This window comes from Streptomyces sp. NPDC104309, from assembly GCF_055584025.1.
Genome location: NZ_JBVJMV010000063.1, coordinates 17,379 through 36,189, shown reverse-complemented (window position 1 = coordinate 36,189; position 18,811 = coordinate 17,379). Strand labels below are relative to the sequence as shown.

The 18,811-nt window shown below is 68.3% G+C and carries 19 protein-coding genes and 7 pseudogenes; 12 read left to right on the top strand and 14 right to left on the bottom strand.

All coding sequences use genetic code 11. From position 1 onward, the window contains the following. Positions 1 to 415 precede the first annotated feature (415 nt). Positions 416 to 1,942: a flavin monoamine oxidase family protein gene (locus tag ACZ68L_RS42525; RefSeq protein ID WP_469589132.1), complete on the bottom strand. Its 1,527-nt coding sequence runs from the start codon at positions 1,940 to 1,942 to the stop codon at positions 416 to 418. A 496-nt stretch (positions 1,943 to 2,438) separates the two neighbouring features. Here ACZ68L_RS42525 and ACZ68L_RS42520 point away from each other — a divergent pair. The 3 genes and pseudogenes from ACZ68L_RS42520 to ACZ68L_RS42510 all read left to right on the top strand — a co-directional run. Beyond that, positions 2,439 to 2,543, top strand: a pseudogene (locus ACZ68L_RS42520) (integrase core domain-containing protein); the annotation flags it as partial. Positions 2,544 to 2,725: 182 nt separating this feature from the next. Further along, positions 2,726 to 2,968: pseudogene (locus ACZ68L_RS42515) on the top strand (hypothetical protein); the annotation flags it as partial. Positions 2,969 to 3,176: 208 nt separating this feature from the next. Further along, on the top strand, positions 3,177 to 3,872 hold the full coding sequence (locus ACZ68L_RS42510) for a hypothetical protein (RefSeq protein WP_469589130.1): 696 nt from the start codon (positions 3,177 to 3,179) through the stop codon (positions 3,870 to 3,872). A gap of 22 nt (positions 3,873 to 3,894) precedes the next feature. On the opposite strand, the gene ACZ68L_RS42505 is transcribed toward ACZ68L_RS42510, so the two are convergent. After that, a complete protein-coding gene (locus ACZ68L_RS42505; RefSeq protein ID WP_469589128.1) occupies positions 3,895 to 5,133 on the bottom strand; it encodes an IS110 family RNA-guided transposase in 1,239 nt (412 codons plus the stop codon). Between the two features lie 732 nt (positions 5,134 to 5,865). Here ACZ68L_RS42505 and ACZ68L_RS42500 point away from each other — a divergent pair. Next, positions 5,866 to 6,123, top strand: a complete 258-nt coding sequence (locus ACZ68L_RS42500) for a hypothetical protein (RefSeq protein ID WP_469589126.1) — start codon at positions 5,866 to 5,868, stop codon at positions 6,121 to 6,123. Positions 6,124 to 6,143: 20 nt separating this feature from the next. On the opposite strand, the pseudogene ACZ68L_RS42495 reads toward ACZ68L_RS42500, so the two are convergent. From ACZ68L_RS42495 to ACZ68L_RS42460, 8 genes and pseudogenes are all read right to left on the bottom strand, one after another. Beyond that, positions 6,144 to 6,525: pseudogene (locus tag ACZ68L_RS42495) on the bottom strand (DUF6415 family natural product biosynthesis protein). Positions 6,526 to 6,569: 44 nt separating this feature from the next. Beyond that, a complete protein-coding gene (locus tag ACZ68L_RS42490; protein ID WP_469589123.1) occupies positions 6,570 to 6,752 on the bottom strand; it encodes a hypothetical protein in 183 nt (60 codons plus the stop codon). Positions 6,753 to 6,848: 96 nt separating this feature from the next. Then, positions 6,849 to 7,697 carry a helix-turn-helix domain-containing protein gene (locus tag ACZ68L_RS42485; protein ID WP_469589121.1) on the bottom strand — a complete coding sequence of 283 codons (849 nt, stop codon included), beginning with the start codon at positions 7,695 to 7,697 and terminating at the stop codon, positions 6,849 to 6,851. A gap of 14 nt (positions 7,698 to 7,711) precedes the next feature. Next, positions 7,712 to 8,257, bottom strand: a complete 546-nt coding sequence (locus tag ACZ68L_RS42480; RefSeq protein ID WP_469589118.1) for a DUF6879 family protein — start codon at positions 8,255 to 8,257, stop codon at positions 7,712 to 7,714. Next, entirely contained in the window at positions 8,214 to 8,492 is a 279-nt protein-coding gene (locus tag ACZ68L_RS42475; protein ID WP_469589116.1) for a hypothetical protein, read from the bottom strand. Before ACZ68L_RS42475 ends, ACZ68L_RS42480 begins: the two co-directional genes overlap by 44 nt. Before the next feature lie 183 nt (positions 8,493 to 8,675). Then, on the bottom strand, positions 8,676 to 8,924 hold the full coding sequence (locus tag ACZ68L_RS42470) for a hypothetical protein (RefSeq protein WP_469589113.1): 249 nt from the start codon (positions 8,922 to 8,924) through the stop codon (positions 8,676 to 8,678). A gap of 83 nt (positions 8,925 to 9,007) precedes the next feature. Continuing rightward, positions 9,008 to 9,571: a GNAT family N-acetyltransferase gene (locus ACZ68L_RS42465; RefSeq protein ID WP_469589111.1), complete on the bottom strand. Its 564-nt coding sequence runs from the start codon at positions 9,569 to 9,571 to the stop codon at positions 9,008 to 9,010. Between the two features lie 312 nt (positions 9,572 to 9,883). Further along, on the bottom strand, positions 9,884 to 10,195 hold the full coding sequence (locus ACZ68L_RS42460; protein ID WP_469589141.1) for a ricin-type beta-trefoil lectin domain protein: 312 nt from the start codon (positions 10,193 to 10,195) through the stop codon (positions 9,884 to 9,886). A 936-nt stretch (positions 10,196 to 11,131) separates the two neighbouring features. Here ACZ68L_RS42460 and ACZ68L_RS42455 point away from each other — a divergent pair. From ACZ68L_RS42455 to ACZ68L_RS42435, 5 genes and pseudogenes are all read left to right on the top strand, one after another. After that, positions 11,132 to 11,425, top strand: a pseudogene (locus ACZ68L_RS42455) (integrase core domain-containing protein); the annotation flags it as partial. Between the two features lie 22 nt (positions 11,426 to 11,447). Continuing rightward, a pseudogene (locus ACZ68L_RS42450) lies at positions 11,448 to 11,600 on the top strand (IS5/IS1182 family transposase); the annotation flags it as partial. Positions 11,601 to 11,609: 9 nt separating this feature from the next. Further along, the gene (locus tag ACZ68L_RS42445) at positions 11,610 to 11,993 is read left to right on the top strand and encodes an effector-associated constant component EACC1 (protein ID WP_469589108.1); all 384 of its coding nucleotides are present in this window, start codon (positions 11,610 to 11,612) and stop codon (positions 11,991 to 11,993) included. Continuing rightward, positions 11,990 to 12,619, top strand: a pseudogene (locus tag ACZ68L_RS42440) (caspase family protein); the annotation flags it as partial. The gene ACZ68L_RS42445 and the pseudogene ACZ68L_RS42440, both read left to right, overlap by 4 nt. Positions 12,620 to 12,745: 126 nt before the next feature. Next, the gene (locus ACZ68L_RS42435; protein WP_469589138.1) at positions 12,746 to 14,278 is read left to right on the top strand and encodes a PAS domain S-box protein; all 1,533 of its coding nucleotides are present in this window, start codon (positions 12,746 to 12,748) and stop codon (positions 14,276 to 14,278) included. A 3-nt stretch (positions 14,279 to 14,281) separates the two neighbouring features. Here ACZ68L_RS42435 and ACZ68L_RS42430 read toward each other — a convergent pair. The 4 genes from ACZ68L_RS42430 to ACZ68L_RS42415 all read right to left on the bottom strand — a co-directional run bounded on the left by ACZ68L_RS42430 (position 14,282) and on the right by ACZ68L_RS42415 (position 16,999). Continuing rightward, positions 14,282 to 15,108, bottom strand: a protein-coding gene (locus tag ACZ68L_RS42430) for an IS5 family transposase (protein ID WP_469589135.1) whose coding sequence is annotated in 2 segments (ribosomal slippage) — positions 14,282 to 14,760 and positions 14,760 to 15,108 — 828 coding nt in all. Because the reading frame shifts where the segments join, the coding sequence is not laid out codon by codon here. Positions 15,109 to 15,225: 117 nt separating this feature from the next. Beyond that, on the bottom strand, positions 15,226 to 15,630 hold the full coding sequence (locus ACZ68L_RS42425; protein ID WP_469589106.1) for a hypothetical protein: 405 nt from the start codon (positions 15,628 to 15,630) through the stop codon (positions 15,226 to 15,228). Next, a complete protein-coding gene (locus tag ACZ68L_RS42420) occupies positions 15,627 to 16,691 on the bottom strand; it encodes a helix-turn-helix domain-containing protein (protein WP_469589103.1) in 1,065 nt (354 codons plus the stop codon). Before ACZ68L_RS42420 ends, ACZ68L_RS42425 begins: the two co-directional genes overlap by 4 nt. Positions 16,692 to 16,864: 173 nt before the next feature. After that, a complete protein-coding gene (locus ACZ68L_RS42415; RefSeq protein WP_469589100.1) occupies positions 16,865 to 16,999 on the bottom strand; it encodes a hypothetical protein in 135 nt (44 codons plus the stop codon). Between the two features lie 652 nt (positions 17,000 to 17,651). On the opposite strand from ACZ68L_RS42415, the gene ACZ68L_RS42410 reads away from it, so the two are divergent. From ACZ68L_RS42410 to ACZ68L_RS42400, 3 genes and pseudogenes are all read left to right on the top strand, one after another. Beyond that, positions 17,652 to 17,852, top strand: coding sequence for a hypothetical protein (locus ACZ68L_RS42410; RefSeq protein ID WP_469589098.1), 201 nt, complete (start codon positions 17,652 to 17,654; stop codon positions 17,850 to 17,852). Positions 17,853 to 18,172: 320 nt separating this feature from the next. Next, complete coding sequence (locus ACZ68L_RS42405) at positions 18,173 to 18,361, top strand: hypothetical protein (protein ID WP_469589096.1); 189 nt, start codon at positions 18,173 to 18,175, stop codon at positions 18,359 to 18,361. A 150-nt stretch (positions 18,362 to 18,511) separates the two neighbouring features. Next, positions 18,512 to 18,727: pseudogene (locus ACZ68L_RS42400) on the top strand (ATP-binding protein); the annotation flags it as partial. Positions 18,728 to 18,811 lie beyond the last annotated feature (84 nt).

The window sequence follows — 18,811 nt, the reverse complement described above, 5'->3', positions numbered from 1 at the left end:
AACGAACTGAACGCCCGAACCCTCCCATGACCACGGCGAAACCCTGCCTGAACAGCGGAAACTCATTGCTCACATTCGGAAAGAGAACAGCTTCTTACTCCAACCAAGGAGAGGGCCACTCACAGCAGAAGAGGGCCTCGACCATATGGTCGAGGCCCTCGCATGCGTATCGTCAAGCGCTGTGTCCGAGGGGGAGTTGACCACTGACGATACGGTCGTGATCGCGCAAGGACAACTCTGGAGTCGTTGCACTCCAGGTAGAAAGGGCGAAGGGTGAATTGCTCAGCCTCAGGGGCAGACATCACCCGAACCAGCGCGAAGGCCTGTCGGGCCGCTGCTCCTCGCCGGCCTTGCGACGCCCGGTGCCGGCCGCCTCGGCCGATGTCTGGCGTCATTCCTTGAACCGTGCGGGCGCCTACCGCTGACGCAGCGCGGCCAGGACCTCCCGCGCCGCTCGCTCCCCGCTCTCGACGCCGCCGTTGAGGTAGCCCTGGCTGTGGGTGCTGGTGTGCTCGCCGGCGAAGTGGAGGGCACCTTCCGCAATCCCGGAATAGCCCCAGTACTTGGTGTACTGACCGGGTGCGAAGGAGGCGTATGAGCCGTGCGTCCACGGGTCGTCCACCCACGAGTCCAACCAGGAACGCCCGTTGTATGCGACGGCCATGCCCGGCACCAGCCGGTCGATGAACTCCAGCGCCTCCTTGACCACGTACGCCGGCGCAGTGCCATGGGCCTGCGCCGCCGGGTAACTCGCCCCGGCGTGGCCGCCGTTGAAGATAGTCAGCAGCCCTTCCGGGCCACCTTGGGTCACGGAGCTGTCCCAGCTGCCCCGCTGCGGGACATCGCACTGGAAGGAGCCGCTCCAGCCGTGCCGGGCGAACCGCTCGCGAAACTGCAGCAGCAGCTTGGCGTTGGTGCCCATGCCGTGGTGCTCGATCGCATCCCGCTTGCGGGCGCTGAGTCCGGACGCGGTCAGGTCGGTGCGGCGCAGCGCGGTGAACGGCAGGGCGAACACCACACGGTCGGCGACGACGGGCTTGGGGGTACCGGAGAACTTCAGCTCATACACCGTGCCGCGCTTTCGGACGGCCAGCAGCGGGGCGTCGAAGCGCACTGTGCCCTTCGGCAGCCGGGCCGCGAGCTGGTTGGGGATCAGGTCGTTGCCTCCCCGGGTGTGGTACCGATCGTCGGCGCCGGGGTCGGGGGCAGCGTACTGCTCGATGAGGTTGATGGCGCTGAGGTCTTCGGGGTCGCTGCCATAGAAGCCCGCCGCGCCCATACCGATGGCGGAGGCGAGCAGGGAGGAGGATCCGCCGGGCACGTTGGCGTCCAGCCAGTCGCGCACGGACATCTCGTCGAACGCCCGGGCTGCCCGGGAAGCCTGGGCGGCGGTATAGGTCCCGATCCGCTTGGCGTCGGCCTCGATCCGTCGCTGCACCACGGGCATGTCGCGGTAGACGCCCCGTTCCGCCCGCACCGCACCCTGCAGGTAGAGCACCCCGTCGCCGTCCCGTTCGGCGGCCTCGCCGTCATCGAGGGAGAGGCCGAGTTCGGTGGCGAGCTTGCGGATGTGCACGTGCCGGGTGTCGATGAACTCACCGCCGTGCTCTGCGACCTGGCCGCTCGCGAATCCGCGTGCCGACCAGCACCGGCCGCCCACCCGCCCGTCGCGGGCCTCGAACAGCTGGACCCTAACGCCCTGTTGGGCGAGCCGGTAGGCGCAGGTCAGCCCCGCGAGGCCGGCGCCGACCACGACGATCCGTGCATCGTGGGGGGTCTGCCGCCCCATCGCCTCCGCGCTCGCCGGGAGCATGGCGGTAGCGGCCAGTGCGCCGCCCGCGGCAATCGCGCCGCGCAGCACCCCCCGGCGGGTCGGGGAGTCGGCCGGGGCGATAGGCGCCACCTCCTGAGCATCGGCGCGCAGGGCGCGCACTGTCCGCATCCATGGTGTTCCGCCAGTAGGCATGGAGACTCCCGGGGATCGAGGAACGTTGGGGTGAGCCACATCCTTCGCGGTAAACATGTTCACCACAACGGCGGCGATCCAACGGAATCCGATGCCGCACCCGTGCCCAGACACGAATTCCGGAGATCGTTACCGGAGACAGGTATCCCAACAGCCGGTTCCTATCCTCCGGGACATGACACGCGTAATCTGATCGCCACGCGGATCTTCGCGTGGCTGGTCCTGCTCTCTCGCTCCCCTGCCGCGAAGGAGGCCGAAATACTGATCTTGCAGCACGAGGTCTCGGTGCTGCGCCGACAGGTCACCGCTCCCAGACCCAGCTGGTCGGACCGCGCCTTGCTCGCGGTCCTCGCCCGGCTACTCCCCCAGGCCCTACGGCATCACCGCATCGTCTCCCCACGCACCCTCCTGGCCTGGCACCAGCGCCTGATCAAGAAGATGGACCCAGCCCGCCTCACCTGGCCGGCCACCCATACCCGAAGAACTACGCCACCTGATCACCCGACTCGGCACCGAGAACCCGCAGTGGGGGTTCCGGCGCGTCCACGACGAACGACGCCGCCTCGGCCACAAGGTCAGCCCGGCCACCGTCCGCCGCATCCTTCGCACCGCTGGCCTCGGACCGGCCCCGCGCCGTCACCCGGCACGCGGCGAGTGGATCGCCTTCCTCAAAGCCCAGGGTCGCACCGTACGGCGGGGAAAGCTTCCCGTCACTACCGGTACCAGAACGGGCCTCCACCCATGTTCATACCGGGTAGGAATGCGATCGAGTCCACGTTCTCCACGGTCAAGCTGCGGGCCAAGGTCACCCGCGGTACCGGCAGCCCGGCCGCCGCACTCGCGATGGTGTTCAAGCTCGCGGAAGCCGCCCAGGCCCGCTGGCGGGCGGTCACCGCACCGAACCTCGTCGCCCTCGTCCGCTCCGGCGCCCGCTTCGAAAACGGCCACCTCGTCGAACGACCCCCGAAGCTGCCTGAACCTCAGCTCACCCACAAGTCTTGACAATTACTCCCCGGAGCTCGAAGCAGACCTCTTCCCCCCGGCTATCGCGTGGGAAAGACACCTCATGCAGTTAAGCCGTCAAGATGCCCCAAGAGACTTCGTACTCCGCACCGCCGTGATGACGCACGCGAGGCCTTGCGGCCAGGGGCCCTGGATCGTTGCGGGCCGACCGTATAGGGGCAGCCGGGTAGGCGACATGATGATCCGCATGATGGAGATACCCGGGTACGACGGTCGCCCTCTTGTCCACCAGCCGGAGCTGCTGGAGAAACCTCTCTTCTGGCTTGGCCACCTGTACTCGTGCGCTCACGACGAGGACGCGGAAGAGCTGCTCTTCGGTGCGGACTACGAGTCGGCCGATGTGTTCCACCGGGATCTGCTCAAGCGGGCGAAGTGGCCCGTCTTCACTATCCCGCTGGCCGCCGGGCACCTCCTCCACGTCGTCTACCGCACGTGGAAGGACGACCCCGGTGTCGACTATCTCCTGCATCACCCCAGCTGGGAGCGAGCGCTGTTGCTGGCCAAGGACGACGGGCACTTCATGGGTCCCGCCCTGTCCTGGCCCGAGTTGTTCTCTGCCGCCGACAACGGGCTGCCCGGAGGCAGCACAGTCGATGCACATCGCCGACTCCTGTTGCTGTTGCCCGCGCTCGGAGACGACAGCATCCCGGACAACGCAACACACCGCCTGGTGGCAGCTCTTAGCGCCGTTACTGCCGTTGAGGCCCCCGAAGAACTCGCTGCCGCTCTCGTTGAAGGCCAAGGCGCGAGAGGGATCTCCCGCTGGACCAGCAAGAACGGTGCTCGCGTGGACGACGGCGCGTACTCGTACCGGAACCCGTCCAATGGCTTCGCCCTTACGCCGGAAGACCTGGTTCGCGTGTCCGCTGCCTTCATGTCCTGAGCCAGGTACCTAGCCGCGCGTCCTATGAACTGCCCAGCTGAGGCGTCGCAGCCACTGGAGGGAAGGCGATGGCTTCGTCGAAAGGAACGCGGGCGAGTAGGCAGTGATGCAGCTGCCCCAGCATGCGGTTGAACAGGTGCCGCAGTGCCTGCATGTGCCAGTCTCCGCCGGTTCGTCGGCGGCGGTAGTGAGCGTCGGCGCCGGCCGAGCCGCTGAGGGACGAGAAGGCCCAGAGGTGGCCGACGTGGTTGAGCCGGTTGTTCTTGACGAACCGGCGTCCGACGTAGTGGCGTTTGCCTGAGGCCCGGGTGATGGGAGCCGCGCCCGCGTATGCCTTCAGCCCTCCGGCTGTGGCGAACCGAGTGCGGTCGTCGCCGATCTCCGCGAGGATTCGTGCGCCGATCTGGGCGCCGATGCCGGGAAAGCTCAGCATGATCGAGGCGTCGGGATGGGCTCGAAAGGCTTCCTCGGTGGCCTGAGCAAGGTCGGCGACCGCCTCGCAGGCCGCGTCCAGTTGCAGCAGGGCTCGGGCCTGCTTGCCCATCGCTTCTTCGACCAGGGGAACCTGGTGCGGCGCCTCCCTGCGGAAGAGCTGCTGCAGACGCTCGGCATCAGCCTCGATGTTCCTCCGTCGGCCAGCTCGCTTCATCATGGCCGTCAGGCGCCAGAGCGGCAGTCTGGCAGCCAGCGCGGGCGTGGGTGCGACCGCCAGGATTCGGCGGGCATCGGGGCGGGCCAGACCGCCCGGCTTGTCCTTGAACGCCTCCAGGAACGCCGGAAAGTACTCGCGCAGCAACGAGCGGAGCTGGTTGCAGATCTGCTGCCGGTTCCAGACCGCGTCCTGCTGCGCTCGGGCCAGGACAGCCACCGCCTGGGCTAGATCCGTGTCGGCAGCCAGTGGCCGGTGCATCGGCATATCCGTGCGGATGATGTTCGCGAGCATGAGGGCGTCGCCAGGGTCGGACTTCTTGCGGCTCACGCCGTGGCGGTCGCGATAGCGGGAGGCCGCCATCGGGTTGACCGCGAAGATCTGCCGGGCGCCGGCGCGGAGCGTGGCGACCAGCAGCCCGCGGCTGGTCTCGATCGCCACCGGGATCGGAGTCTCGACGCTGTCGCCGTGGTCGGCCAGGAGGTCCAGCAAGACCCGGTAGCCGTCCAGGTCGTCGCCGATGCGGCACTTGGCCAACAGCTTGCCGGTGTTGTCGATGATCGCGACGTCGTGGTGCCCTTCCGCCCAGTCGATCCCGCAGAACACGTCCATGGATCCCGCCCTTCGCCGGTGCTGTTCTCGAACACGAGCACGCGGGGCCGCACGGCGCACTAATTCCAGGACTCCAAGGTCCGCCACCTCATCAGCCGTGCGCGGCACCGCCGGACCGCACGGGCGCACGCCGTGTCCAGAGCTCGAAGCTCGTGAGGAAAAACGCGTCACCATGCGGCAGCTCATCCATCGAGGATCCCGAACCCGAGAGCACCGTGGGGGCAGAACGCGCGAGGACCGGCCGGCGCCCAGCGCCACCGGTCTTTACAAAGACCTCGCACGGTCGGAGGTGTCGTAGCGGTCACCACGGCACCGACCGGACCACACACGTCCTGCCCCGGCAGACACCGCCCGCCAGGCCCTCAGAGATCCAGAACCTCTAATTGCTATCGAATTAGAGGTGTCGGCACCCGAAGCCCGCTGACCCGCCCCGGTGACCTGGGGCGCAGCGGTCACTGGTCCGAGGCTCTGGCAACTTGGTGCGCAACCGGTTGGGCAACTGGTAGGGCACCCCGGGTGGCAACCGGATGCGCCACTGGTAGGGCAACCCGGACGGCCCCGCAGGAGGGCGCAGCGCCTACCGAATGCGGGCCATAGCTCCAGGTTCGCGCGCTGACCCAATCGCTGACCCACGCCAGCCAGCACCAGAACCCGCGCAGCTGGCAGGGCTCTTCACGGCGCGGTCGCGCCGATTCCGTGCTGATGGGCCCCGCGCCGCGCCAGACTGGCCATATGACACAGGTACCAAGGGTGTACGGCACCGAGCGTGACAATGCGGCCGGACCGCAGTCCGGCCACGTCTACCGCGAGCTGACGGGTGGGCCGCTGGACGGGCAGCTGATCGAGGTGACCGGCTGGACGGACGAGGAGATCACCTACCGGCGCGTACTTGATCACCCCTCACAGCACATACGGACCGGGCGGGCCTCTTACGGGCCGACCTTCAGCCGTCCTGACGGCCCGTGGGTATGGGAGGGCGACCTCCCCTGATCGACCGAGTGCGCGGCAGGTTAGACGGGCGCGGTCTCCAGTCGGTCCAGGCGCTCGTACAACGCACGGACGAGGCGGGCACAGTTCTGCACGCAGCGCACAGTGCCTTCCAGCTTCGTCGACAGCCGGCCTTCCGCCTCGCGTAGGACGACGTCGGCGAGCGCCCGGGGCCCGCTGTCCTTCGGTAGCTGGTTCGCGCGGCGCCGGACGTCGGAGGCGACGGCGCGGGTGGCCAGTGAGCTGGGGGGCGATCTGCTCGTAGTCGCGTTCCGCCAGCGCGTCCTCGCCGGTCCACGCGAGGACGGCCTTGACGAGGCACTCGTACGGTTCACGGTCGAGCGGGAGCTCCGCCTCGATCAGGCCGTCAGGGTCGTACAGGACCGTGTGCGGGCTGGTGTGCATGGCGGGCCTCGCTGCTGGAACGTCGTCGCGCGGGTGGCCGACGGTCACCGCTGGGTGTCCTCGCCGCTGTCGGCCCGATCGTCCTGGTCCTCGGTCCGCTGGGCGAGGAACCGGGCGAAGCCCCGGTCCGCGCGGGCGAGCAGGGCCGGGGAGGGGACGCCGTAGGCGGGCGGCTGGAGGCCGCGGCCCTCCGGGGCCGGGGCGGTGGTGTCGGTGTGTACGCGCATGTGGCCCCGCCTCTCCGGCTGGTGGTCCGTCGGTGCCTTCGACGCTACGCAGCGTTGGGTACAGTCCTCAACGAGATTGCGGGTAATTGCGGAGGTTCACTCAAGGGCGTCGATCGCGGCCCGGATGAGGGCGCGGGCGGCGTCGCCGTACACGGCCATCTCCGCGAGGCCGGCGAACGCCTTCGCGTAGTCGGCGAGCTCGCGCGGCTGCTTCACCTTGATCTCAGCCGTCAGGGTCTCCACCACGGCCTGGACGTCGTCGTGGAGGTAGAACGCCTCCAGCGGCCACACGGTGCGCTGCGCGGTGAACGGGATGATTCCCAGCGAGACCGAGGCGAGCGGCATCACGGCCAGGAGGTGGCGCAGCTGCCCGCGCATGGCGTCCGGGTCGGCGGTGCGGTAGCGCAGGACGGATTCCTCCATGAGGACGACGTAGCGGTGGCCGCCTTCGTAGAGGAAGCGGGAGCGGGCGATGCGGGCGGCGACCGCTTCGGCGACGTCGTTGGGGGTGCCCTGGAAGGCGGTGATCTGCTCCATGAGGGCGGTGGCGAAGCCAGGGGTCTGGAAGAAGCCCGGCGGCACGTTGGAGACGTAGACCCGGCAGATACGGGTCCGCTCGTGCAGGGTGTTCCAGTCCTGCTGGACCTTGCGCATGCCGGTGCGGTGTAGGCGGCGCCATTCCAGGTACATCGAGTCGACTGCGCGGGCGGTGGCGATGAGGTCGTCGGCCTGGTCGTCGGCACCGCACGCCGAGCACCAGGTGCGGATGTCGGTGTCCGAGGGCGCGGCGTCGCCCTTCTGGATGCGGGTGGTCTTCGCAGGGTGCCAGCCGCACCGGGCGGAGAGTTCCTTCCCGGTGAGGCCGGCGTCCTTGCGCAGGTGCTGCAGGCGTACCGCGAGGGCTACGCGGGCTCCTTGGGCGCTGGACGAGGGAGAGGCGGGCATCGGCAGATCGAGTCCTAGACGGTGTACTTCTCGTGCGGGACGCCGCGCTCCCACACGGTCTCGAACGCCGTGGCGCACAACGCGGTCGCGGCCGACTCCCTGGTGCGTTCCTTGCCCTCTGGCGCCCAGTCGCCGGTGCCGGTGAAGTGGTGGAACTGCACGAGCCGTTCATCCAGGAGCCAGAAGTCGTTGCCGGGCAGCGGGATATCGGACGTGCGGCGGCGGGGCAGCCAGCGCACGTCCTCTCCGGCCTGGAGGTTGAGCGGGGTGATGGCGTGCTCGTAGCGGATGTAGTCGGTGACCGGCTCGGACACGATCCGAGCACGCCGCATCACCACCCCGCGGGCAACCGCGTCCTTGACGAGCGGCATCCACTGCGGCCAGAACGAACGGCCCGGATCCAGGTTCGGAACGCCGGTCCGTAGGAAGGCCGCGTAGTCGTCCGTCTCGTCGCCCACCGCGTAGATGTCGCGCATCTCCAGGTGAACCGCCGTGTGATGGGTGTCGGCGAGCAGCTCAGCGAACGTCGCGGTGTTCAGCTGCTGCGCGTTCAGCGGCATCGCACGCCTCCTTGAGAATCTGCACCATGCGGAACGGGATCCGGATCACCCGCTCGTGCGGGGGAATCCCGGCCTTGTGGCCGGCTACCCACTCGGTGGAGCCGACCAGGGACTTCAGGAGGGCGTCGGCTTCCTCGCCCTGGAGGACCAGGTCCGCGCTCTCCTCTTCCACCCACACCGTCGGCGATCCCTCGCCGCCGGTATTGGGGTCGATCCCGACGAACCGTAACGTCATCGCGTACTCCCGTGTCGAGTCGGTTGCGCATAGTTGCGCGATGACCGTCCCGCGCCAGGGTGTCGGCGTCAAGGGCGCCGATTGCGACCGCCACGACGTCGGATCCGTCCGGGCGTCCAGACCCCGCAACCCAGATGTCGGAGAGGGCGACGCTCCTGCTGTGCGGTCCGCGTCGTCGTCATGTCAAGTAAGGGCGTGATCCAGGAGGGCCCACATCCGGGCCAGCTCCCCGTGCTCGATCGCCGTGCCCGGGTCCTCCGCGAGCAACCGCACCGCGCCTGCGACCACGGAGGCCACCGTTACCAGTCGCATCTGATGATTCAGGGTGAGCCAGACCGCGTCCTGGACCGCGCACGGGACGGCCTCCAGCGCGCTCATCGCCTCCGCGTCGATCCCGGCCGTGCCGTCGATCATCACGCCGTTCGGGCCCATCCGGTCGCACTCCGCCGAACGGTCGGTCAGGTTCGGGTCATGTCCACGAACCGTGAGTAGTGGAGCGGCGCGGCAACGGTCTCTCACAACCGGTCGTGTTCCTCAGCACGAAGTTCCAGGAGCATGAGGACCTCATCGCGATCGTCACCGGGGCCGAGCCGGAGAGCTCCCGGCCAGCGCCCGATCTCCTTCCAGCCGAGCCGTCCGTAGAAGGTCTCCAGCCCAACGCCAGCGCGTGCAGCCAGGTGCAGTTGCTCAAGCCCCATCTCGTCACGGGCGACGGTATGGGCCTCCTTCATCAGGGCAACGCCGATGCCCTGCCCGCGCCTGTCGGTGCGGGTCTGGACGTGGTGGAGGGTTCCCCAGTGGGCGATGAGAGCGAAGGAGTCGCGCCGTATGTTGAGCCAGCCCACCAGGTCGTCCCCGTCCAGTGCCATCAGGAGCCGGCAGGTCTGAGGGGCAAGGTTTTCGAGGATGGCATCGAGGGCAGAGGCGGCATCCCGCTGGCCGATGGGCGGGAAGGGAAAGCCGGCCGCGCCACCTGCGTTGGAGACGTCGATCCAGCAGTCGATGAGCGCCTGCCGGCGATCCAGATCGATGTCTCGGGCGGTGGTCACCTGAGCGAAGCTGAGCGGGTTGGAAGGCATGGAGCGAGGGTGTCAGGGAGCGCTGACAACCGATTGCTCAAGGAAGTCGAAGTCGGCGAACAGCAGCCGTGCAAGCTCCAGTCGCGATTCGTAGATCACGTGATCCCGGACCGTCGCCGACCAATACGTTCCGGAGTAGTGCTTCTGCCCGCTGTACCAACGGAAGGTCCGCCATGGGGTTGCCGACTGGAGCGACAGCGCTGCGACAGATTTCCACCGTGTGACCCCCATTTCTGGATGATCAAGCGCTGGTCGCGTCCGCCCAGCGCTTGATCACCAGGCCCAAGATCCACTTTCGCAACAGGCCCCAGATCAGTCCTTCGCCCAGTGCTGAGTCGACTTCGACGGCTCGCAGGACGCCAGGACCGGCCAGCCGGAACTCTCATCGAGACACGTGCTGCTGGACAGGTTCACGACGGTGCTGCTGGTGCCCGTGCGCCAGCTCTGGTCGGCCCCGGAGCCGCAGTCGACCATGAACAGCTGGCCGAAGTTGGCACTCAGGCACTGGTCGGCGGACTCGTTGTACAGCTTGTAGGAACCGCCCGAACCGGCCTTTGCGGTCCAGTTGGTCGCCGGGCTGTCCGCGCAGGTGGCGAACGCGACGCTGCCGTAGGACCTGGCCAGGCACTTGCCGTAGCCGACGTCCCTGAGCTGGAAGTGGCCACTGGACGGAGGCGGTTTCGGCGAGGTCGCGCCGGACGCCCCACCGGAACCGCTGGAGCGCTGCTGCCGCCGGAGCCGCCCGCGTCACCCGACCCGCCAGTGGTCTTACCGCCAGTGGTCTTACCGCCGGTGGCATTGCCGCCGGACGCGTCCCCGGGCGCACTCCCGGACGAGCCGCCAGGGGTGCCGCCGTTGGATGAGCCGCCGGCTCCGCCACCGCTCGACGAGTTGCCGCCGTGCGTGGATCCGGCCCCGGCCACGGGGGGCGTTGTGGAAGTTCCAGCCGAGGTGGTGTCGCCGGAGCGCCCGGCAGAGCCGCCCGCTGAGGCTGCAGGGGCCGGGGCAGGGCTTGTGCCGGCGGCGTCGTTGGGGCCGCTGTGATCGCCGGGCAGCAGCTGGATGACGGCGTAAACAGCGAGGCCGACGACAGCGAGGACGGCGACCAGGACCCCGGCCGCAATCAGAGCGAGTGCGGGTCCCCAGCGCTTGGTGCCACGGTCAGAGGGCGGCGGGCCGGGCAGCACAACCACGGGCTCGTGGGGGTGGTTCTCATGCGAACCACCCTGCTCAGCGCGCGGTTGTTCCCTGCCCGGGACTGGCAGCTGGTCGTGCTCGTACGGCGCGAGGGCGGCACGCACCTGGTCCCGCTTTGCCAGGGCTGTCCTCTTCTCCGCGGCCCGGTTCTGGTTCTGGCTTCCCAGTGAGTCGATCTGCCGCTGCAGGGCGATCCGCTGCTCGCGTTCCCCGTCCCGGTCGTCGCGCAGCGTCTCCAGTTCCCCGGTGAGTGCGGCGATCTGTTCCAGGGCCGCGTTCGTCGCGTTGTTGAGCTCGCGGATGAAGCGGCCACACCACAGGTCAGGAGCGTGACCGATGGAATCAGTTGAGAACCTGCCTGGTCAGTACAGCGCGGCCGCCTTCGCCGAGGCCTGCCGCCGACACGGCATCCGCCGCAGCATGGGCCGGGTCGGCTCAAGCTATGACAATGCCCTCGCCGAGTCGTTCTTCCAGAGCCTCAAACGCGAGTTGCTCCACGGAAGGCACTGGACCTCGAAGGCACAGACCCGGCTGGAGCTGTTCCGCTGGCTGTCGTACTACAACCGGCGCCGTCGGCACTCCGCGCTCGGCCACCTCACACCAGCCGAGTTCGAACAGCAACTGACCACATCACGTACGCTGTCACTCGTCGCATGAAACCCGGTGTCCACCCCCGGGGATCAACCTCACCATGTCCTGGCTGACCGGCTACCGCAGACTCAACCACCGATACGAACGAAAACCAGGCAACTACCTGGCCTTTCTCGGCCTGGCAGCCGCTCTCTGCTGCTACAAACGGCTCCTCAAACTGATCACGCAGGACACGGTCTAAGCTGACTGTATGACGATCATCACCGTGCGTGCGGCTGGCGATTCAGCCGCCGTCGAGGCGGAACTGCGCTCCCTTGGAGCCTGGTTGGAAGACAACCGGACGGTACGGCGGCATGTCCGCGGCACGTTGGGAAGCTCGCTTGCACCCGTGCCCGGGCAGCAGGGCGACGGGATAGACATCCTCTCCCTCGTCCTCAGCAGCGGTCTCAGCACCGCCTCGCTCGCCGCCGCCATAGCCTCCTGGCGATCCACCCGCACGCCGTCGCCGACGCTCGTCGTGCAGCGGCCCGACGGCACTCGCGTCGAGATCAGCGGGCACAGCCAGCAGGAGGCGGAGAACCTGGTGCGCTCGCTCCTGAACGACGTCGAGGGCAGGGGAGGTTCGGCGGCTTGACCGCGTTGCCCGATCCGGACGGAACCCGGGTCCTGCTGGTCGGGGCGAGCGATTTCACTGCCCTGGACGGCCTGCCAGCCGTGGCGGGCAATCTGGCCCTGCTCCGCAGCCTGTTCACGTCCCTGTGGGGACTGCCGCCTGGTCACGTCACCGTGGTCGAGAACCCCTCCGTCCCCCGTGACGTGTCGCGGGCAGTCCAGGAGGCCGTCGACGCGGCCACCGACACCCTGCTCGTCTACTACGCGGGGCACGGCCTACTCGATCCCCGTACCGGGAAACTCCACCTGGCAACCGAGACGAGCGACCCCAAGTCGGTGCACGACACCGCCACGCCCTACGAGTGGATCCGCTGGCCGGTCGAGAAGAGCCTGGCCATGCGCCGGATCGTCGTTTTGGACTGCTGCTACAGCGCGCGGGCCTTCGGGGTTCAGTCGGCCGCCGCCTCACTGGAGGTGGACGGCACGTACCTCCTTGCGGCCTCAGCCGAGACGGCCGTGGCGCTCTCGCCGCCGGGCGAGCCACTCACCGCCTTCACCGGCGAGCTGGTCACGCTGATGCAGGAGGGCGTGCCGGGTGGGCCCGAGTACCTGGACCTCGACACGCTCTTCACCCGGCTCCGCACGCGTCTCGTCACCCGCGACCGCCCGGAGCCGCAGCGGCTGTGCCGCAACCAGCTCGGTCAAGCGCCTTTCATCCGCAACGCCGCCTACACCCCGCCGCCCGAGCCGACATTCGTCACCGGCCCGCCCCATGTGCCGTTGCCCCCGCGGACCGAGCAGGCCATCGCCGACGTCTACACGGCCCGCAGCCTCGCCGGCACGCTCCAGGCGATCGCCGACGCGGCCGTCTCCGGATTCGGTTACGAGCTGGCCTGCGTCAACCTCGTCCGTTCCGATGGAGACCTCGTCGTCGCCGCCCTTGCGGGCAACCCAACTGCCGAGGCAAGGATTACCGGACGGGTCGGCTCCCGCGTTTCCTGGGACCGTCGGCTGCACCTGGGAGAGGACTGGTCGGGGCTGCGCTTCATCCCGCACACGGAAGGCTGGGTGCTCAACGACGACGACGTACCGCAGTGGCGCACCGAAAGTCCCCTGCCCGAGCACGACGACGGGTGGCACCCCGACGACCGGCTCTTCGCACCGATGTACTTGCCGCACGATGAACTGATCGGCGTGATCTCCGTAGACCGTCCGAAGGACGGCCGCCGCCCGGGCGCCCAGGCCCGCGAGGCACTGAGCACGTATGCCTTCCACTCAGCCATAGCCATCAGCACGGCCCGTCTACGAGCGAACATGCAGCGGGCGCTGGTGCGGCTGGAACACGAGCAGATGGCCCTGCGCGCCAGCGAGGAGTCGTTCCGCCAGGCCTTCGAGTACGCGCCGAACGGAGCCGCCATCGCGGAGTTGGGAGGCGACGGCCACGGGCGGCTGCTGCGCGTCAATGACGCGCTGTGCCGCCTCCTCGGGCGGCCCCCATCCGTGCTGCGCCGCTACTCGTTCAGCGACCTCGTCCACTCCGAGGACATCGGTGTCCTGCTCCGTACCTCCGCCGAGGGCGGACGCGCTGAACTGCGGCTCGCCCGCCGCGACGGCACATACGCATGGGTCTCGGTATCCAACTCCGTCGTCGCCGACACCACCGACGGGCCCCGCTTCCTCCTCACCCATGTCAATGACATAGGCGAGCGGAAACAGCGCGAGTCCGAGCTGGAGCGCCGGGCGACCCTTGACGAACTCACCGGCCTTTACACGGAGTCGGAGCTACGGATCCGCCTGGCCCGCGCGTTGTGCGACACACCGGACGCGGCCCCGGGGGCGAACGATCCACACGGCCTCGAACCGTACCCGCCCCACCAGCACCGGGGCCTGCCGATCGGCCCGAACCCCACGCTCGCCGTGCTGCACCTTGGCATCGACGGGTTCAAGATGTATAATGCGCGCCACAGCCGGGCTGCCGGGGACGCCGCACTCGTGGAGATCGCTGGCCGACTCCGGAGCGAGCTGGACCGCGAGCGGAGTGATGGGGGAAACCGGGAGCCCGCGGCCCTTGCCCGGATCCGAGGAGACGAGTTCGTCGCTCTCGTCCCGGACCTGGACAAGGCTCCCGCCGAGACGCTGGTGGCCCGACTGCGCCAAGCTCTCCGCACCGGCCCCCTGGAGGCGACCGGCATCCTGTGCTGGGCAACCTGCGGCACAACCGCCGACCAGGTGCTGGGGCGCTCGGGAGAGCTGCTCAGCGGCAGGAAGCTCATCCCCAGACCCGCCCGGGTCTCCACTAGAAGCTGAGGCTTAGACCGTGTCCTGCATGATCAGTTTGAGGAGCCGTTTGTAGCAGCAGAGAGCGGCTGCCAGGCCGAGAAAGGCCAGGTAGTTGCCTGGTTTTCGTTCGTATCGGTGGTTGAGTCTGCGGTAGCCGGTCAGCCAGGACATGGTGCGTTCGATGACCCACCGGCGACGGCCGAGCCGTTCGCTGGAGTCGATACCTTTGCGGGCGATCCGGACACCGATGTGCTTGCCCCATAACCATCGACGCAGGTGAGGAACGTCGTACGCCTTGTCGGCGTGCAGGCGTTGGGGCTTGGAATCGGTCGCGCGGGATTCGTGTCCCATGTGGAAATGGGACAGCATCGGCTTCAGGGCCTGGCTGTCGTGGGTGTTGGCCGCGGAGAGTCCGACGCGTAGAGGCAGTCCGTTGGCGTCGGACAGAACGTGCATCTTGGAACCGGACTTAGCCCGGTCCACGGGGCTCGGACCTGCAAGTTCGCCCCTTTTTTGGCCTTCACGTGCGCGGAGTCGAGGACCGCATGGGATAGATCGACCAAATTCCGCTCGTCCAGGAGCTGCAGCACCTTCTGATGCAGGCGTCCCCAGACTCCCGCACGAGACCAGATGGCGAAGCGACGATGCACGGTCGACTTCGACGCTCCGAAGCACGGCGGCAGTGCCCGCCAGGCGCAGCCGCTGACCAGTACATAGATGATGGCGGCGAAGACCGCCTCATCGTCGATGTTCGCGACCCCGCCTCCTTGTGGCCGCACACGCGCCGGCGGCAGCAACGGCTTCGCGATCTCCCACAAGCCGTCCGGAACGATCCATCCCCACCGTCCACTCCCCACGCCCGGCTCAACTGCCAACTGACCATGTAGGACACGGTCTTAGCTGTTCTGCCGACCGTCCTGGGAGCTCTTGCTGTGGTGCAGCGTTCAGCCCTTCCGCCGGCTCTCCGGGCTCAGTCAGGGGCTCCAGGTGCTGAGGAGATAGCGGATCTTCTCGGTGGTGCGGCCGGTGGTGTCGCTGGTGTGGTCGATGGCGCAGCGGGCTATGTGGTGCAGTACGACGATTTCGTACTGGAGAGGGCTGGTGGCTGCGATCCGGATTCGTTGCGTGTGGTGGCGGATGATTCCGGCGAAGAGATCCCAGGCGTAGGCGGTCGGATCGGGGCGCAACAGGATGTCGGACCAGCAGGCGGCCAGTTCGCCGAAGGCCCGGCTCATCAAGTTCTCGGTGTCGACGGGGCGGGTGTGTGCTGCGGTGTAGGCGCGGTACGCGGGCTGCTGGAGGGTGCAGAAGGCGCGGAATGCGGCGGGCAGGATGATGTCGGGGCCTGCTGTGTGGTGGGTGGGTGAGGGAGTGGTCATCCGAAGGTTCCTACGGGGATGGAACAGGCGGCGCGCGTGCTGAGCAGGGCGCCGGGCGGGGCTACGGCGCGGGCGGCGTCCCAGAGCGGGCGGATGATGTCGGACTGCCCGTGCAGGGCGGTGATGAGGCGCGTGGTGGTTTCCCAGTCGGGGAGGGCGGTTCCGGTGAGAGCTGCGTTGATGTGGTCGGCGGGTAGGCGGGTCTTGGACTGCAGGATGTCGATGCCGGGGCGGGCCGCAGCGAGGTAGAGACCGCGCAGGGCCGCGTGAAGGCTGGCGGGGTTGGCTTCGCGGTATCCGCGGGCGGCGTTCCACAGTGGACGGAGTTCTTCGTCATCCGCGTCAAGAGCGTGGGCGAGTTTGCGGGTTACCTTCCACGAGGGAATGCGCTCACCGCTGATCACACGGGAGATGTAGGAGGGGTCGACGCCGACGATGTCGCCCAGGGCCCTGTGAGTCTTGCCGCTTTGACGGTGCAGATGAGAAAGGGCGCTGGCAAGAGTGGCAGCGGGGCCGTGGCCTGGTGCGGCACCATCGGCTTCTCCGGTGCCGCCCTTGGGGCGACGGACCCGGCGCGGGCCAGGCACCGGGTGCCGCGGTGACGAGGTTGCGGAGAGTCCGTCCGGGAGGCCGGCCGGTCGGGCGGCGAGGCGGCGGTCGCGACGGCCTGGCGCGCTGTCCAGCATCCGGTTCAGCGCGCTGGCGCTCATATGCAGAATGTCTGCGATCGCCGCCATCTTCATCTTGTTGTCACGGCTCTGCAGGACGACCGCGGTCTTGAGGTCCTTCCAGACTTTCTCGCACTCCAGGATCAGCTTCAGGGTTCCTTCCGGGTCATCGCCGCTCACGTTGAACTGGTCCATAAGATGGCGCAGATCGTCGAGAGACACTTCGGCGAACGCGCCATTGTTGGCGGCTGGGAGAAGCCTGGCGTGGCGGCGGTAACGGGTGCCGCACTGGTCGGAGCAGTAGACGCGTTTGCGTCCGACTCCTGTCTGCTTGACGGTGTTGGAGCAGCCAGGGCCGGGGCAGGGCGCCTCCAGCTGGTCGTTCGGAGACACGGCGTAGTCCTTCTGAGGGTTGCATCAGGGAAGCAGGTACGGAAACGTCTACTTTCCGTCCGGGGAGGGGGTCTTGACGCCCTCTGTCGTCGTAACGCTCTGCACGCAGTGCCACTAATAGCTGACCCAATAGGAGGGGGGCCGGGCGAGCCGGCACCCCTCCGCGGGCGCTGTCAGAGGCAGCGGAGACGCTGGTAACGGACGTAGGACTGCCTCAGCGCAGAGCTCGTGAGACCGGCAGCCACCAGGACGATGCCGACGAGCTCCGGGCGCAGGACAAGGACGATGCCCACAACTGGCATAGTCACAAAGGCTCCTACCTGGATGCTGACCTGATTGTCACGCCACTCACGGGTTTCAATCCCTCGTGTCGGAGGGATGCTACGGTCGAAACGCCCAGTCCGGAGGCCTTCCGGGGCTGCACTGGATACATGGTTGGGAGGCATGAATGCCCTCCTTGATCATCGGACGACGGGTGGAGAAGCCGACTCTGGTAGTGGTTGGCCCCGCGCCAGAGTCGGCTCATGCCCGCGAACGTACCGGCTCGCCAATCGACACTCCACCGCTACAGTCCGTTAATTGGACGATTGGCGTTGCCGACTGTTCCCGATAGCTAATTTCGGTCAACTACGGTCGCAAACGAAGCTAGTTGTTCATCAGCACCGGACGATGCACACCGCCCCCGGACGTGGGCAGCGGTGACCCGGCTCCCTTCACCGTGGTCGGCCCGACCGCGAGCCCGGCGGTCCGTGGCGATGCTGCCGGGGTATAGCTGGGCACCGAAGCCGTCACAGAGATCCTCAGTGAACGTGGGAAGCGATCTGGCATCGCCCTTCCCGTCCGGCAGTCGGCCGGACGGCGGGCAGGCGCAATGCCCGCTGATGACGCCAGATCGTGGCGGAGTCGCCGTAGTACTCGGAGGCCGGGAAAGCCGGTCACGTGGGGAAGGGCGACAGCGTGATGGCAGCAGGACTGCTGTCAAGGAACGCGTGCGGGCCGCTGCCGGAGATCTGGTTCACCGACGCCGACGGCACCGTCGACCATGAGGCCGTCGCCCGCTACCGGGAGACCGGCACCGTGGTCGCGGAGTGGGACTGCTCCCCGACCGGCGGCGACGGCGACGACGTCGTGCCCGACCAGCCGGAGACCGACCGCCGGTGACCACAGGCCGCACCAGCGCAGCGCCCCGGCCCACCGCCGGGGCTGCGGTGGGTTTCGGGTCAGGAAATCGCAGGTCAGAGCCTATTGAATGAGCGCTCCGCATCGGCAGAGTTGAGCCCGTCAGCCGGGGTTGCGCCGCTAACCCGCCACTGCCGCACCCTGCTGCCCGACACTCCGGACCGGCGGCTGTCAAGCGTTCGCGAATCTCCGCCTCACCTACCCGAGATGGGTCCCGGTGTGGATTTTCGCGAGAACTGGAACGCGTCGATCGCCGCCCCGAATGTGTCCCTCGTCCGCACCATCCACTGAAGGAGAGATCGATGACGACCGTTCAGAACACCCCGTCTGTGCCCGCCCCTGCCCCTCCGGCCTCCGCCCCTCCGGCCTCGGCCGTTCCGATCCCGGCTGGTCCGGCCTCGGTCGGGTGGGCGCCGGCCGCGTTGACCGCGATCGGTGTGGTGGTGGCCTTGCTGGCGTGCGGGTTCGCGGCGTTCCTCGCCTATGCGTAACCGGCGCTGCGGGAGCCGCTGGGGGCGCCCTGGGTGTCGCGACGGTGCTGGGCATGCTGGCGGCGCTGGTCGTCTCGCTGTGCCGCCGGTGACTCGGGCGCGCCTGCCCGGCCTCGGGGGCCGGGCAGGCTGTGGGCGGCTGAACTCCGGTCGACCGGCGGCCGGGCGTGGCACACGCTGCGCAAGGCGATCACCGGGAAAGCCGTCACCACACGGGCGGTGACGGTACGGCAGGTCGAGCGGCAGCGGTGGTCCGCCTCCGAGCTCGCGCACGCGGTGCCGCCGGGCCACGCGGTGGTCTCGCTGTCGTCGGTGCGGGGGGAGCGCACCTCCCCGCTCCTGGTGGATCTGCACACCCACGCCTGATCCGTCGTGGCCGCAAAAAGCGGGCCGCTGGCTTTGCATCTCGGTGCGGGAGTCGTTTCGAGGTGGCTGCGGGAGTCGCCCTGT